Origin of the sequence: Burkholderia singularis (genome assembly GCF_900176645.1) — a bacterium.
GTDB lineage: Bacteria > Pseudomonadota > Gammaproteobacteria > Burkholderiales > Burkholderiaceae > Burkholderia > Burkholderia singularis.
Map to the genome: position 1 here is coordinate 1 of NZ_FXAN01000039.1, position 14290 is coordinate 14290.

16 protein-coding genes are annotated in these 14290 nt (G+C 64.6%); 8 read left to right on the forward strand and 8 right to left on the reverse strand.

What is annotated here, in order from left to right:
- Nucleotides 1-260, reverse strand: a 260-nt coding sequence (locus tag BSIN_RS26175) for a hypothetical protein (protein ID WP_218192400.1), incomplete at its 3' end; no start/stop codon positions are given.
- Here BSIN_RS26175 and ruvC point away from each other — a divergent pair.
- From ruvC to BSIN_RS06000, 5 genes are all read left to right on the forward strand, one after another.
- The gene (gene ruvC, locus BSIN_RS05980; RefSeq protein ID WP_069233800.1) at nt 192-734 is read left to right on the forward strand and encodes a crossover junction endodeoxyribonuclease RuvC; all 543 of its coding nucleotides are present in this window, start codon (nt 192-194) and stop codon (nt 732-734) included. The two genes, BSIN_RS26175 and ruvC, sit on opposite strands and share 69 nt — an antisense overlap.
- A 190-nt stretch (nt 735-924) precedes the next feature.
- Entirely contained in the window at nt 925-1506 is a 582-nt protein-coding gene (ruvA, locus tag BSIN_RS05985) for a Holliday junction branch migration protein RuvA (protein WP_059515971.1), read from the forward strand.
- A gap of 111 nt (nt 1507-1617) precedes the next feature.
- Nucleotides 1618-2688, forward strand: a complete 1071-nt coding sequence (gene ruvB, locus BSIN_RS05990) for a Holliday junction branch migration DNA helicase RuvB (protein WP_059515969.1) — start codon at nt 1618-1620, stop codon at nt 2686-2688.
- Nucleotides 2689-2714: 26 nt separating this feature from the next.
- Nucleotides 2715-3671, forward strand: coding sequence for an oxygenase MpaB family protein (locus BSIN_RS05995; RefSeq protein ID WP_089339823.1), 957 nt, complete (start codon nt 2715-2717; stop codon nt 3669-3671).
- A 105-nt stretch (nt 3672-3776) separates the two neighbouring features.
- On the forward strand, nt 3777-4934 hold the full coding sequence (locus BSIN_RS06000) for a ParB/Srx family N-terminal domain-containing protein (RefSeq protein WP_089339824.1): 1158 nt from the start codon (nt 3777-3779) through the stop codon (nt 4932-4934).
- Between the two features lie 269 nt (nt 4935-5203).
- Here BSIN_RS06000 and BSIN_RS06005 read toward each other — a convergent pair whose 3' ends face one another.
- From BSIN_RS06005 to tyrS, 3 genes are all read right to left on the reverse strand, one after another.
- Complete coding sequence (locus BSIN_RS06005) at nt 5204-5866, reverse strand: histidine phosphatase family protein (protein WP_089339859.1); 663 nt, start codon at nt 5864-5866, stop codon at nt 5204-5206.
- 26 nt (nt 5867-5892) lie between these two features.
- Nucleotides 5893-6351, reverse strand: a complete 459-nt coding sequence (gene dtd / locus BSIN_RS06010; RefSeq protein ID WP_059516130.1) for a D-aminoacyl-tRNA deacylase — start codon at nt 6349-6351, stop codon at nt 5893-5895.
- A gap of 178 nt (nt 6352-6529) precedes the next feature.
- A complete protein-coding gene (gene tyrS / locus BSIN_RS06015; RefSeq protein WP_059515961.1) occupies nt 6530-7771 on the reverse strand; it encodes a tyrosine--tRNA ligase in 1242 nt (413 codons plus the stop codon).
- 210 nt (nt 7772-7981) lie between these two features.
- On the opposite strand from tyrS, the gene BSIN_RS06025 reads away from it, so the two are divergent.
- The gene (locus tag BSIN_RS06025) at nt 7982-9082 is read left to right on the forward strand and encodes an anhydro-N-acetylmuramic acid kinase (RefSeq protein WP_256583637.1); all 1101 of its coding nucleotides are present in this window, start codon (nt 7982-7984) and stop codon (nt 9080-9082) included.
- 61 nt (nt 9083-9143) lie between these two features.
- Here BSIN_RS06025 and BSIN_RS06030 read toward each other — a convergent pair whose 3' ends face one another.
- Nucleotides 9144-10178 (reverse strand): ABC transporter substrate-binding protein, encoded by a 1035-nt coding sequence (locus tag BSIN_RS06030; protein WP_218192399.1) that lies wholly within the window; start codon nt 10176-10178, stop codon nt 9144-9146.
- Between the two features lie 269 nt (nt 10179-10447).
- Between BSIN_RS06030 and BSIN_RS06035 the strand changes: the two genes are divergently transcribed.
- Nucleotides 10448-11587, forward strand: a complete 1140-nt coding sequence (locus BSIN_RS06035) for a methionine aminotransferase (protein ID WP_089339827.1) — start codon at nt 10448-10450, stop codon at nt 11585-11587.
- 167 nt (nt 11588-11754) lie between these two features.
- Here BSIN_RS06035 and erpA read toward each other — a convergent pair whose 3' ends face one another.
- The 3 genes from erpA to rplM form a co-directional block, all read right to left on the reverse strand.
- Nucleotides 11755-12123 (reverse strand): iron-sulfur cluster insertion protein ErpA, encoded by a 369-nt coding sequence (erpA, locus tag BSIN_RS06040; RefSeq protein WP_059569076.1) that lies wholly within the window; start codon nt 12121-12123, stop codon nt 11755-11757.
- A gap of 203 nt (nt 12124-12326) precedes the next feature.
- The gene (rpsI, locus tag BSIN_RS06045) at nt 12327-12719 is read right to left on the reverse strand and encodes a 30S ribosomal protein S9 (RefSeq protein ID WP_004194309.1); all 393 of its coding nucleotides are present in this window, start codon (nt 12717-12719) and stop codon (nt 12327-12329) included.
- 11 nt (nt 12720-12730) lie between these two features.
- A complete protein-coding gene (gene rplM, locus BSIN_RS06050) occupies nt 12731-13159 on the reverse strand; it encodes a 50S ribosomal protein L13 (protein WP_006025277.1) in 429 nt (142 codons plus the stop codon).
- A gap of 671 nt (nt 13160-13830) precedes the next feature.
- Between rplM and BSIN_RS06060 the strand changes: the two genes are divergently transcribed.
- On the forward strand, nt 13831-14253 hold the full coding sequence (locus BSIN_RS06060) for an OsmC family protein (protein ID WP_059515953.1): 423 nt from the start codon (nt 13831-13833) through the stop codon (nt 14251-14253).
- Nucleotides 14254-14290: the final 37 nt, after the last annotated feature.

The following is a 14290-nucleotide window of genomic DNA, read 5'->3' on the forward strand; positions in this document are numbered from 1 at the left end:
CCTCCGGCGCGCGCGACGCAAGCCGGTGCCCCGGCGGCAACCCCACCGGTTTTTTTATCGGCCCGCGCGCTTATCGGCGCTCGTGCGCCGCTGCTGCGCACCGCGCCGCTCGCCGGCGCCGCGAGCGCGCACGCCTCTGGCCGCCGCATCATTCGTGTAGTATCGATCGCAGACAGCTTCCCCGTTTCTTCATGCGAATTCTCGGCATCGACCCTGGTTTGCGCGTCACCGGCTTCGGCGTGATCGACGTCAGCGGCCATCGGCTCGCGTATGTTGCGAGCGGCGTGATCAAGACCCCCACCGCCGATCTGCCGACCCGCCTCGGCACGATCTTCGACGGCGTCGCGACGCTGATCCGCGAACACTCGCCCGAGCAGGCGGCGATCGAAAAGGTGTTCGTCAACGTCAATCCGCAATCGACGCTGCTGCTCGGCCAGGCGCGCGGCGCCGCAATCTGCGGACTGGTGTCGGGCGGTCTGCCGGTTGCGGAATACACGGCGCTGCAGCTCAAGCAGGCCGTAGTCGGCTACGGGCGCGCGACGAAAACGCAGATGCAGGAGATGGTTGCGCGCCTGCTGAATTTGTCCGGGCTGCCGGGCACCGATGCGGCCGATGCGCTCGGGATGGCGATTTGCCACGCGCACGGCGGCGGCACGCTCAACACGCTCGGCGGTATCGCGCCCGCGCTCGCGAAAAAAGGGCTGCGCGTGCGGCGCGGGCGGCTCGTCGGCTGAGCGCGACAAGCCGCGCGCTCGCGCCTGACCGCGCTGGCCGCCGCCGATCGCGCTCCGCACCGCCGTTGCGCTGCGCGTCGGGCACGTTCGGCCGCACCTTCGGCGGTCATATGCGATCGCGAGCGGCGTCGCGCCGCCCGCGTCGCGCGGTACGCTACACTCGCGGTTTCCGTCACGTGTCACCACCGCCATGATCGGTCGCATTGCCGGCATCCTCCTCGAAAAAAATCCTCCGCATCTCCTCGTCGACTGCAACGGCGTCGGCTACGAGGTCGACGTGCCGATGAGCACGTTCTACAACCTGCCGCACACCGGCGAGAAGGTCGTGCTGCTCACCCAGCAGATCGTTCGCGAGGACGCGCATCTGCTATACGGCTTCCTCACGCCGCAGGAGCGTTCGACGTTCCGCGAGTTGCTCAAGATCACGGGCGTCGGCGCGCGGATGGCGCTCGCCGTGCTGTCCGGGATGAGCGTCGCGGAACTGTCGCAGGCCGTCACGCTGCAGGACGCGGCGCGCTTGACTCGCGTGCCCGGCATCGGCAAGAAAACCGCCGAGCGCCTGCTGCTCGAACTCAAGGGCAAACTCGGCGCCGACCTGGGCGCGCTCGCAAGCGCCGCGTCCCCGTCGGACCACGCGACCGACATCCTCAACGCGCTCGTCGCGCTCGGCTACTCGGAAAAAGAAGCGCTCGCGGCGATCAAGAACGTGCCGGCCGGCACCGGCGTGTCCGAAGGCATCAAGCTGTCGCTCAAGGCGCTGTCGAAGGCATAGCCGTCACGGTGTGGCGCGGTGTCGGAACCCAGCTTCGCACGCCGGGCCCGGCCGGGCAATTAGGCCATTCGGCCGGATTGGACGACACGCGCCACGCGGTACAATGGCCGCATGATCGAAACCGACAAACTCGCCGCCGAGCGGATCATTTCCGCCACGCCCGCGTCTTCGCGCGAAGAGGCGTTCGAACGCGCGCTGCGCCCGCGCCAGCTCGATGAATACGTCGGGCAGGAGAAGGTGCGCGGCCAGCTCGAAATCTTCATCGAGGCCGCGAAACGCCGCGCCGAGGCGCTTGACCACGTGCTGTTGTTCGGGCCGCCCGGCCTCGGCAAGACGACGCTCGCGCATATCATCGCGCGCGAAATGGGCGTCAACCTGCGCCAGACATCCGGCCCGGTGCTCGAACGCGCGGGCGACCTTGCCGCGCTCCTCACGAATCTCGAAACGAACGACGTGCTGTTCATCGACGAGATCCATCGGCTGTCGCCCGTCGTCGAGGAAATCCTATATCCGGCGCTCGAGGATTATCAGATCGATATCATGATCGGCGAGGGGCCGGCGGCACGCAGCGTCAAGCTCGACCTGCAGCCGTTCACGCTCGTCGGCGCGACCACGCGCGCGGGCATGCTGACCAATCCGCTGCGCGACCGCTTCGGGATCGTCGCGCGGCTCGAGTTCTATGACGCCGAGCAGTTGTCGCGAATCGTCAGCCGTTCGGCCGCGCTGTTGAACGCGCAGATCGATCCGATGGGCGCGCTGGAGATCGCCAAGCGCTCGCGCGGTACGCCGCGCATCGCAAACCGGCTGCTGCGCCGCGTGCGCGACTATGCGCAAGTGAAGGCCGACGGCAATATCACCGCGGCCATCGCGGACGCCGCGCTCGCGATGCTCGACGTCGATCCGGTCGGTTTCGACCTGATGGACCGCAAGCTGCTCGAAGCAATCTTGCACAAGTTCGATGGCGGCCCGGTCGGCGTCGACAATCTCGCCGCCGCGATCGGCGAGGAGCGCGACACGATCGAGGATGTGCTCGAGCCATACCTGATCCAGCAAGGCTTCTTGCAGCGCACGCCGCGCGGCCGCATCGCGACGCTGCTCACGTACCGACATTTCGGGCTCGCCGCGCCGGACGCCGCGAGTGCCGTGCGCAATCTCTGGGACGCGCCCGACACCGGGCGCTGAGCCACGATTTCCCGGCGAGCCGACCGATGTCCGAGCCCCTGCGCAGGCACCCCGCCGCTCCGCCGATCAGCCATCCGCTTGTCGAACGCGTGCGCGCGCGCGTCGCGGGAGGCGTCACCTATCTGACGACGGACGGCGGCGGCCCGTCGCTCGACTACTCGTCACCGCCCGGCGATCCTGGCCTGTTCGGCCCCGATTCGGTGTGCTGGAAGGTGCATGCGGACTTCACGTCGATGATGACGGGCGGCATCGCCGCATTGTTGCTGCAGGCGTTGCATCCGCTTGCGCTCGCGGGCGTCTGGGATCATTCGACGTTCCGCACCGACATCCTCGGCCGGCTGCGCCGCACCGCGACCTTCATCGCCGGCACCACATACGGCAGCCGTGACGATGCAATGCGGCTGATCGCGCGCGTGAAAGCGATTCACGAAGCCGTCGTCGGCACCGGAACCGACGGGCGCCCTTATCGCGCGAGCGATCCGGCGCTGCTGACATGGGTGCACGTCGCCGAAGTCTCGAGTTTTCTCGCCGCGCACCTGCGTTACGTCAACCCGCGGCTGTCAGGCGACGATCAGGATCGATACTACGAGGAAACCGCGCGCATCGCCGAGCTGCTCGGCGCGGCCGCTGCCCCCAAGACGCGCGCCGACGTCAGTGCCTATTTCGCCGCAACGCGCGCCGAACTCGACGCAAGTGAGCGCACGCAAGAGGTCGTGCGCATTTTGTTGAACGCGCCGGTGCCAAAGCCGGCGTTGCGTCCAGCGGCCTCGCTCTTCTTCAATGCCGGCATCGATCTGCTGCCTGACTGGGCGCAGCGGATGCTCGGGCTGTCGGCGCTCGCGCCGGTGCGCCGAGCGTTGGTGCGGCCCGGCGTGCGGATCGTCGCGCCGATGGTCCGCTGGGCGCTCGTCAACGGCGTATCGAAGCGCGCGCGCCGGCGCGTTGCCGCCGCGCCGGCAACGCCAGACCGAAGCAGCCAATAAGCCGACTTTCGGTATTATTTCAAACACCCGTCACATTCATTCGCGATGCTGACAATTTGTGTGCTCGTCAGCAGCGCACCGTCCACCCTCACACACTCACGCCCGATGCCACGTCTGCACCTCGTTTTCGCTGTTTTTCCGATCGTCGCCATGCTGGCCGGATGCGGCGGCGACGAGTTCTCCGCTGCTTCGTCGAACGTACTCGCCGCCCCAGCGGGCCCAGCATCCAGCGCCGACGGCGCGAAGCCGAGCCAGCAACCCGGCAGCACAGCGAATGCCGGCAGTCCGGCACAACCTGCACAATCAGAGCCCGAGCCAAGCAAATGGAAAAGCGCGCGCGCAGGCGACATGCTCGACGTAACGCTTGGCGATCTGCGTCCGACTCAAGGCGCGATCGGCTATGACCAGATCTATTACAAGCTCGGCCGCTACGAGCGCCAACCGGATAAGAAATTCGACGATTTCTGTGCGGACGAAGGGCTTGGCGGCATCGCACCGAACGGCTACGCCGCGCAATCCACGCTGCACGACCCCGCGAGCTACCAATGCGCGGCGAGCGCCGATTCGCGCGAGCGCTCGGTCCTCAATCCCGTCGTCGTCGGCCCGAACGGCGACACGCTCTATGTAACCGACGGTCACCACGGCTTGTCGGCCTATTACGAAACGCCGGACGGCGGCGCGCCGCTGCACGTGCATGTCGTCGTCAAGGACAACCTCAACGCCTATTCGGGCAACGCGTTCTGGCAGCAAATGCAAGACCGCGGCTATCTGCGGCTGAAGGACGGCGACGGCCAGCGGATCACGCCGGACCGGCTGCCCACCGGGCTCGGCCTGAAGCTCGGCCTGCGCAACGACCCGTACCGGTCGCTTGTCTATTTCACGCGCGACATCGGCTACGCGAAGCCCGCTGGCGCAACCGACTACCTTGAGTTTTACTGGGCCGATTGGCTGCGCATGCAACCGGAAAAGTTCTCGCTCGCGAGCTACGACGTCACGCGCGCGGGCTCGACCGACCCGAACCCGGCAACCGCCGACACGGGCTATCTGAACGCTGTCTGGAATGCATCCGCCCGCATGGTCGCGTCAACCGATCCGGTGATCGACGGCAAGACGGGCGCCGACCTCGGGCGCGCCGATCAACTTAACGGCGGCAAGAAATACAACAAGGGGGAATTCGACAAGCTGCGCCAGCCGATCACCGCCGACAAGCCGGGCAAGATAGCCTATGCGCTCGATTACAAGGCGCGTCACGGGCTGCGCTGACGCGCAGCGCGCGCCGCAGCAAAAGTGCGGCAATGCAATGCGACGCGCGCATCGCCAGTACGAGCGCAGGCAGTGCGGCCGCCCCCTCGCGAGGCGCGATAGCGAGTGAGTACGGCCGACGGCGGGCCAATGCGCTACCGTCGGCCCAGGAACCGGCCGTCGGAGCAGCCGCGTGCGAGTAAGCAATGACGGACGCAAACGATATGCACGCCGCGACGGCCCGCAGCGCCTCTTATCGTCCTACGCTGCGCGCCGCGCCCATCACCGCGTTACAGCACCTTCCGATATCCGTCGTCGTCGCTCGCGGCGCTCAAATGATCGACATCAGCCCAGCGCACGACGCGCGCCCGGCTGCCATCGTAATCGACCACATTCACGCTCGTATTCAGCAACGCGTAGTGGCGAGGCGCGTCGAGCGGCAGGTCGTTCGCGAACCGGTAGACGCAGTCGAGCACGCCGCCGTGCGCGACGCACGCAATGCGCGCGCCCGGATGAGCGGCAACGATCCGCTCGACTTCGTGCAGCACACGATGGTAGAAAGCGCGCTGGGACTCGCCGCCTTCCGGCGCGAAACCTGGGTCGCGCGTCTGCCAGCGTGCATACGCATCGGGAAAGCGCGCTTCGATCTGCGCGCTGTCATAGCCTTGGAACACGCCGTAAGCGCGCTCGCGCAGCCCCGCTGACAGCGTGAGCGGCAAACCGAGCGCATCGGCTGCCGGTTTCGCGGTCTGCTGCGCGCGCATCAAATCGCTCGAATAGATCGCATCGATGCGCACGCCCGCGCGCGAATCGCGCGCGAGCCGCTCGGCGAGTTGCCCGGCCTGCACAAGCCCCGTTTCGGCGAGCGGGATATCGATATGCCCTTGAATCCGCTTGATGCGGTTCCACTCGGTTTCGCCGTGCCGGATGAAGAAAATCTGCGTCGTGGCCATCGTCATCGTGGGCTCTCGCATCGGAATCAGGTGCGCACCTGCAGCCAGAACGTCACCGGCCCGTCGTTGACGAGCGACACCTGCATGTCGGCGCCGAACTCGCCCGTCGCGACGATCGGGTGGCGTGCACGCGCGGCGCGCACGAAGTAGTCGAAAAGCCGCGCGCCGTCGGCGGGCGGCGCGGCGGGTGTGAAGCTCGGCCGCAGGCCGCTTGCCGTATCGGCCGCGAGCGTGAACTGCGACACGAGCAGCAGGCCGCCCGCGCGCCCCGCGCCGTCAAGGTTCGACACGGGCAGGTTCATCTTGCCCGCGGCGTCGCTGAACACGCGATAGCCGAGCACCTTGGCGAGCAATTTATCGGCAACCGCTTCGGTATCGCCGCGCTGCGCACAGACGAGCGCGAGCAGCCCCGGCCCGATCTCGCCCGTCACGCGCTCGCCGACGCGCACATCCGCACGCTTGACGCGCTGGATCAGCGCGATCATGCCGCGCTCGCCCGCGACGGCGCCCGTCTGCGCGCCGCCGCCACCACGCTTGCCGCACCCGCTTGCACCGTGCATGCGGGCACCGCCACGGCACACGTTTTCGCCATGCTCACGGCGCGCAGCGCGGCCGCGCACGCACCGCCGCCGCGCCCCAACCGCCGGCTGGTGTGCCGCGCGCTCATGCGGTGAGCGTCACGCGCGCGAAGCGGCGCTTGCCGACCTGCACGACGAACTCGCCGGCCTCGACTTTCAGCGCCTTGTCCGACACCGTCGCGCCGTCGATCTTCACGCCGCCCTGCTCGATGTTGCGCAACGCCTCGCTGGTCGACGGCACGAGCCCCGCCTGCTTGAGCAACTGGCCGATCGCAAGCGGCGCGCCGGCGAGCGTCACCGACGGGATATCGTCCGGCACGCCGCCCTTCGCGCGATGATTGAAGTCGTCGAGCGCACGCTGCGCATCCGCGCGCGAATGGAAGCGCTCGACGATCTCCTGCGCGAGCAGCACCTTGAAGTCGCGCGGATTGCGCCCGCCTTCGGCCTCGCGCTTGAACTGCGCGATCTCGTCGAGGCTGCGCAACGACAGCAGCTCGTAGTAGCGCCACATCAACACGTCGGAAATGCTCATCAGCTTGCCGAACATATCGTTCGGTTTCTCGCTGATGCCGACGTAGTTGCCCTTCGATTTCGACATCTTCTCGACGCCGTCGAGCCCTTCGAGCAGCGGCATCGTCAAAATGCATTGCTGCTCCTGTCCGTACTGCTTCTGCAGCTCGCGGCCCACGAGCAGATTGAATTTCTGATCGGTGCCGCCGAGTTCGAGATCGGCATTCAGCGCGACCGAATCGTAGCCTTGCATCAGCGGATACAGAAATTCGTGGATCGAGATCGGCACGCCGCTCTGGAAGCGCTTCGTGAAATCCTCGCGCTCGAGGATCCGGGCGACCGTGTAGCGCGACGCGAGCTTGATCATCCCGTCCGCGCCGAGCGGCATCGACCATTCGCTGTTGTAGCGGATTTCGGTCTTCTCGCGCTCGAGCACCAGCGCCGCCTGCTCGAAATACGTCTTCGCGTTCGACTCGATCTGCTCGCGCGTAAGCGGCGGCCGCGTCGCGTTGCGGCCCGACGGATCGCCGATCAGCGAGGTGAAATCGCCGATCAGGAAAATCACCGTATGGCCGAGATCCTGCAACTGCCGCATCTTGTTCAGCACGACCGTATGGCCGAGGTGAATGTCGGGCGCGGTCGGATCGAGGCCGAGCTTGATGCGCAACGGCTTGCCCGTCGCCGCGCTTCTCGCGAGCTTGCCTGCGAATTCCTCCTCGATCAGCAGTTCGTCGACGCCGCGCTTCGTAACGGCGAGCGCGTGGCGGACTTCATCGGTGATCGGGAACGCTGGCTTCGAAGTGGGATCGGTGCTCATCGGTGCAGGAAAAGGAAATGTCGCAAAAAGAGCGATTTTCCCATAAGTTGCGGGTCGCCCGCTTAACGCCGCGCCCGCTTGCGCGGATAATCGGGCGCGATAGCGCGCGGCAATGCGCCCGCGCCGCTCAACCACGATTCCGGAGCGATCAACGTGACGTCCTCTCACACGCAACCCGGCCATCCCGCGGATGGCGTCTACTTCGGCCTGATGTCGGGCACGAGCATGGACGGTGTGGACGGCGTCGCCGTGCGGTTCGACGCCGGCAAGCCGCCGGCCGTGCTGGCGCAGGCGTTCGCCGATTTCGACGGCGCGCTGCGCGACGCGCTCTTCGCGCTACAGCAGCCGGGCGGCGGCGAGATCGAACGCGAGGCGCTCGCCGCGAACGCGCTCGCCGCGCGCTACGCGGCATGTTGCCGCGCATTGCTGCACTCGGCCGAACTCGCGCCAGGCGACGTGCGCGCGGTCGGCGTGCACGGGCAGACCGTCCGGCATCGGCCGGAGCGCGGCTATACGCGCCAGATCAACAATCCGGCGCTGCTGGCCGAGTTGACCGGCATCGACATCATTGCCGATTTTCGCAGCCGCGATGTCGCCGCGGGCGGCCAGGGCGCGCCGCTCGTACCGGCGTTCCACGCGACGATGTTCGGCTCTCCCGGCACCACACGCGTCGTCTGCAATCTCGGCGGCATCAGCAATATCACGATCCTGCCCGCGGCCGCTGCGCACGGCGGCACGGTGCGCGGCTTCGACTGCGGGCCCGCGAACGCGTTGCTCGACGCATGGGCGGCGCGCCATCTGAGCCAGCCGTATGACGACGGCGGGCGCTTCGCGGCGCGCGGAACGCCCGACGCCGCCCTCCTCGCCGTGCTCCTGGACGAGCCTTACTTCCGCGCGCCGCCACCGAAAAGCACGGGCCGCGACCTGTTCAACCCGGACTGGCTCGACGCGAAGCTGCGCGGCTTCGCCGCGCTGCCGGCGGAAAACGTGCAAGCGACGCTCGTCGCGCTCACGGCCGAAAGCATTGCCGATGAAATCGCGCGGCACGCGCGCGATTGCGAGGCCATCTACGTATGCGGCGGCGGGGCGCGCAACCCGGTATTGCTCGACGCGCTATCGGCCGCCGTCGCCGCGCGCGGGCTCGATGCGGCCGTCGACACGACAGCCGCGCTCGGCGTACCGCCGCAGCAAGTCGAAGCGCTCGCGTTCGCGTGGCTCGCGCGCCGCTTCGCCGCGCGCGAGCCGGGCAACCTACCGGCCGTCACGGGCGCGGCGGGCGAGCGCGTGCTCGGCGCGTTGTATCCTCGCTGAGCCGGCGGCAAGGCCAGTCCCGCCGCGATCGATACGGCGCCGACGCACTGCCCGCCCCCGGTCAGCGCGAGCCGGAAGCGGACGGCAGCAACCCGCCGACGCCGGTTGGATTCGGCCCTTGCACTTCGCCCACATACAGCGTCAGTTGTGCGCGAAAACGCTCCACCTCCGCCCGATCGCTCATGAAACGCGCGAACGCCGCCGGGTCCGTATTCCGATAGGTCCAGATCGGCTGATATCCCGCCGCGGGCGCCACATCGTTTCTGATCGGCCATTGCGTGGTCAGATCGCTGCTCTGGAATTCCCGAGACAACAACCAGTTCACGTACAGCTTCGCGGTGGCGGGATGACGCGTATTCTTGAAAATAGCCGCCGTCTGCGGCCAGGTCATGAACGTGTCCTGCGGCGTGACATAGCGCGCGGTGCTGCCCGCGGGCGCTTTCAGCGGCCACCATGCGTCGAGACTGACCGCGTACTTTCCCGACGCCACATCCTGCCCGGCACCGACCGAGCCGCGCCTGAAATACGGCCGCTGCGCGATCAAATCGTCCAGATATGCCCATCCGTACTGCTGGACGATTTGGTGGAAAATGAACAGCGCCGCATCGTCGTCATTCGGATAAGTCAGCACGATCTTGCCCTTGAATCTCGGCTGCAAAAGATCGCGCGCGGTACGCGGCACCTCGCCCGCCGGCACGAGCGTCGGATTGACGACATAGCCGAGACTGAAAATTCCGATACCCGTGTAATAGCCTTCCGGATCTTTCAAATCGACCGGTATGTTCCGCCATCCGATCGGCGGAACATAACGCAAAAGCGCGCCTTCCCGTTTCCAGCGCGGGAAATCCTGCAATGTCTGCAAATGCGCAACGTCGACCGACAATCTATCGCGCGCGATTTGATTATCGATACGCGCATCGTGGAATTTACTGAGATCCGTGATGATCGCGATTTTGACGCCGGGAAAACGCTGCTGAAAGCGCGCCACCACGCCATCCCAGGCATTGGCCGTATCGCCGCCGGCATAGACGGTCAACGCACCGCCTTCGGCCAGTGCATCGTGATAAAGCTGATTCAGGATTACGGTTTCGCCCACCGAAACCTGATCGGCCCCGCTCGCATTCGATATCGATATGACAAATGCGAAAACAACCACCCATAATTTTTTCATTAACCCTCCGCAATTTTATTGAATTCAATTTTCCGGCGCGGCCAGCTTATATCAGCCTGCTTCGATAATTGAATAACCGGAGGAAATTCATTTTTTCCCGCTGACTTCATTCACGCCCGAGCCGGCACGCCGGCTCGCTGCTGCCCCAGTCCCGATACAATGAACGACTCCGCCGCATCGACCGGAACCGTTCCATGCGCTCCTCCAAATTACCGAACAGCGGGCTGTCCATCTTCGCCGTGATCGCCGGGCAGGCCGCCGACTATCAAGCGATCAATCTCTGGCAGGGCGCTCCCAACTTCGCGCCCGCCCCCGAATTGATTCGCGCCGCGGCGCAAGCGATGCAGGATGGGTTCAATCAATACGCACCGATCCCTGGTCTGCCGGCGCTGCGCGAAATTCTCGCGGAAAAAACCGCCGCGCTATATGGCGCCCATTACGACGCCGATCACGAAATCACCGTGACCGCAGGCGGCAGCGAAGCTATCTATTCGGCCATCAGCGCGCTCGTGAGCGCCGGCGACGAAGTGATCTTCTTCGAGCCGGCGTTCGAATGCTACGAACCGGCGATCCGGCTGCAACGCGCAACGCCCATTGCGCTCAAGATTCGGCTCGATACGCTGCGCATCGATTGGAACGAAGTGGCGGCGTCGATCACGCCCCGAACCCGGATGCTGATCGTCAATACGCCGCACAATCCGACCGGGGCGGTCTTCGATCAGCACGACATCGACCGGTTGATCGCCGTGACACGCGGCACCGACATCGTGATCCTCGCCGACGAAGTGTACGAACACATGGTCTACGACGGACGCACACATCACAGCATGTCGCGCTATCCGGAGCTGGCCGAGCGCAGCGTCGTCGTGCTGTCGCTCGGCAAGACTTACAGCGTGACGGGCTGGCGGGTGGGCTATTGCGTGGCGCCGGCCGAACTGACAACCGAAATTCGCAAGGTTCATCAGTACCTGGTGTTTTCCGCGTCTGCGCCGCTGCAAGCTGCGCTTGCCCGCGCGTTGACGCGGCCAGCGAGCTATCTTGACCTGCCGGCGTTCTATCAGCGCAAGCGCGATCTGCTCACGGACGCGATGGCCGGCTCGCGGCTCGAGATCGTTCCGAGCCAAGGCAGTTTTTTCATGTTGGCGCGTTTTCGGGGCTTTTACGACGCGAGCGACCAGGATTTCGTGCTCGATGTGCTGCGTCGCAAGCAGGTCGGCGTGATTCCGCTGTCGAGCTTTTACCGCGACGGCGCGAATACCGGCCTGGTGCGTTTGAGTTTTTGCAAGGACGACGCGACGCTGCGCGAAGGCGGCAGGCGCTTGGCCGAACTCTGAGCGGCGTAGCCCCGCCACGGCGTCGCAGCACTGGGGCGCGGCTTTGCACCTGCCGGCTGCCGCCACCGCCCGGCAATCGGGCCGAATCGCTCACCCGGTTTGGCCGCCGCCAAAAAGAAACGGGGCATTGCGCCCCGTTTCCGACTATCCGGCAATGACACCCAGCATTAAACCGAGAATGACGAGCCGCAACCGCAAGTCGTCGTCGCGTTCGGATTCTTGATAACGAATTGCGCGCCGTTCAAATCGTCCTTGTAGTCGATTTCGGCGCCAACCAGATACTGATAGCTCATCGAATCGATCAACAACTGGACACCGTTCTTGTTCATCACGGTGTCGTCCTCGTTGATTTCTTCATCGAACGTGAAGCCGTACTGGAAACCCGAGCAGCCGCCACCCTGCACGAACACGCGCAGCTTGAGGTCGGGGTTGCCTTCTTCGTCGATCAATTGCTTGACCTTGTCGGCCGCCGCATCGGTAAAGACGAACGGGGCCGGCATCTCGGTAATTGCCGCGGATTCGGTGACAGCGTTCATGCGAACTCTCCAAAAAGCATTGGCGCTATTGTAGGACCGATCCGCAGATCGTGCTTGCGCAGGAGAAATCAAGATGCACACGAACATTTTTTGCGCATTCCTTGCGCAAACACAAACCGTGCGCACATAAAAAAACCGCCAGTGCAAAAACTGGCGGTTTTTCTTGCTGCGGCACCGCGTGCAGCGGCACGCGGCACAAGCGATTAACGCTTCGAGAACTGCTTCGCGCGGCGTGCCTTGTGCAGACCGACCTTCTTACGCTCGACCTCACGCGCATCACGCGTGACGAAGCCTGCGTTCGACAGCGCCGGCTTCAGCGTCGCGTCGTAGTCGATCAGCGCGCGGGTGATGCCGTGACGCACCGCACCTGCCTGCCCCGTTTCACCGCCGCCCGACACGTTCACCTTGATGTCGAACGTCTGCGCGTGGTTCGTCAGTTCCAACGGCTGACGCACGATCATCAGCGACGTTTCGCGCGAAAAGTAGTCGGAAATGGGCTTGCCGTTGACGACGATGTCGCCCTTGCCAGCCTTGATGAAGACACGAGCGACTGCGCTCTTGCGGCGGCCCGTACCGTAGTTCCAGTTACCGATCATGTGGGCTCCCCTTAGATCTCAAGCGCCTTCGGCTGTTGCGCCGAATGCGGATGCGTGGCTTCAGCGTAGACCTTCAGCTTCTTGATCATCGCGTAGCCGAGCGGGCCCTTCGGCAGCATGCCCTTGACCGCCTTCTCGAGCGCGCGGCCCGGGAAGCGTTCCTGCATCTTGCCGAACGTCGTTTCATAGATACCGCCCGGGTAGCCCGAGTGGCGGTAGTACTTCTTGTCCAGAGTCTTGTTGCCCGTGACCTTCAACTTGCTCGCGTTGATGACGATGATGAAATCACCGGTGTCGACGTGCGGGGTGAACTCAGGCTTGTGCTTGCCGCGCAGACGGCGTGCCACTTCGCTGGCGACACGGCCGAGAACCTTATCCGTCGCGTCAATCACGTACCATTCGCGCGCCACCTCATGGGCTTTTGCGGAAAACGTCTTCATGATCGATCCAATAAATTTGCTGTGCCCGATGTTCTTTTCCTGCTTGTCTGTGTGCGCTTCGTGGCGCGGTGCAGGCTCTCCCTATTCTTTTTCCGCGGGCATGAATGCGGAAAAGCCCTGAATTATAAAGAGATTTGCATTGACTGGTCAATGGCAATCGGCATTGGCCACCGTGGCCGGCTAACGCCGGGTGCGTATTGACCGCGGCGCGTGCGAAAAATGTCCGCCGAAACGTGCATCCAACGAAAAATCAGACGAAAAAAAGCCCGAACCGCCGGTTCGGGCTTAATCCACCAAAGGAGGAGGGTGGAGGAGACATGCGGAGGTTGCCGCAACGCGACAACCAATGTCTCGCATTATACGAGGCCGATCTTAGCAGGACAAGAAAAACCGCATTGAGAAATATGATTTTATAATACGAAAATACCGGGCCATGTGAAGAAATCCCTATTTTTCTTTCGAATCAAATAGATAGGTTATCGTCTGTAAAGCGCCCTTTTTTCTTCTCGAGCCAAACCCCTAGATCCGGCAGGGGCTTGCCGACTCGTCGAATCGCTCGCGAAGCCTCGCCGGGCGCGGCGCTCAGCCATATTGCATCGCATCAACCGCATGCCCGGTGCAGGGCTACAATGCCGGTTGACAATTAAATCAAGCAACGCTGGAGCTCATGCATGGAATGCAAGATTAGCTGGATGGGACAGGATGGCATGGCGTTCGCCGCCCAAACGGGCAGCGGCCACCTTGTCTCGATGGACGGCGCGCCGGAAGGCGGCGGGCATAACCTCGCGCCGCGTCCGATGGAAATGGTGCTAGTCGGCACGGGCGGCTGCACCGCGTATGACGTCGTACTGATCCTAAAGAAGAGCCGCCAGGAAGTGACCGGCTGCTCGGTGTCGCTCAAGGCCGAGCGAGCGAGCGAGGACCCAAAGGTCTTCACGAAGATCCACTTTCACTTCACGGTGACGGGCCGCAATCTGAATCCCGCAACCGTCGAACGCGCGATCAATCTGTCTCACGACAAGTACTGCTCGGCTTCGATCATGCTGGCAAAAACGGCCGAGCTTACGCACTCGTTCGAGATCGTCGCCGTATAAGCCTGCCGCGCCCAAGCGGGCGCCGGGATCGCCGAAC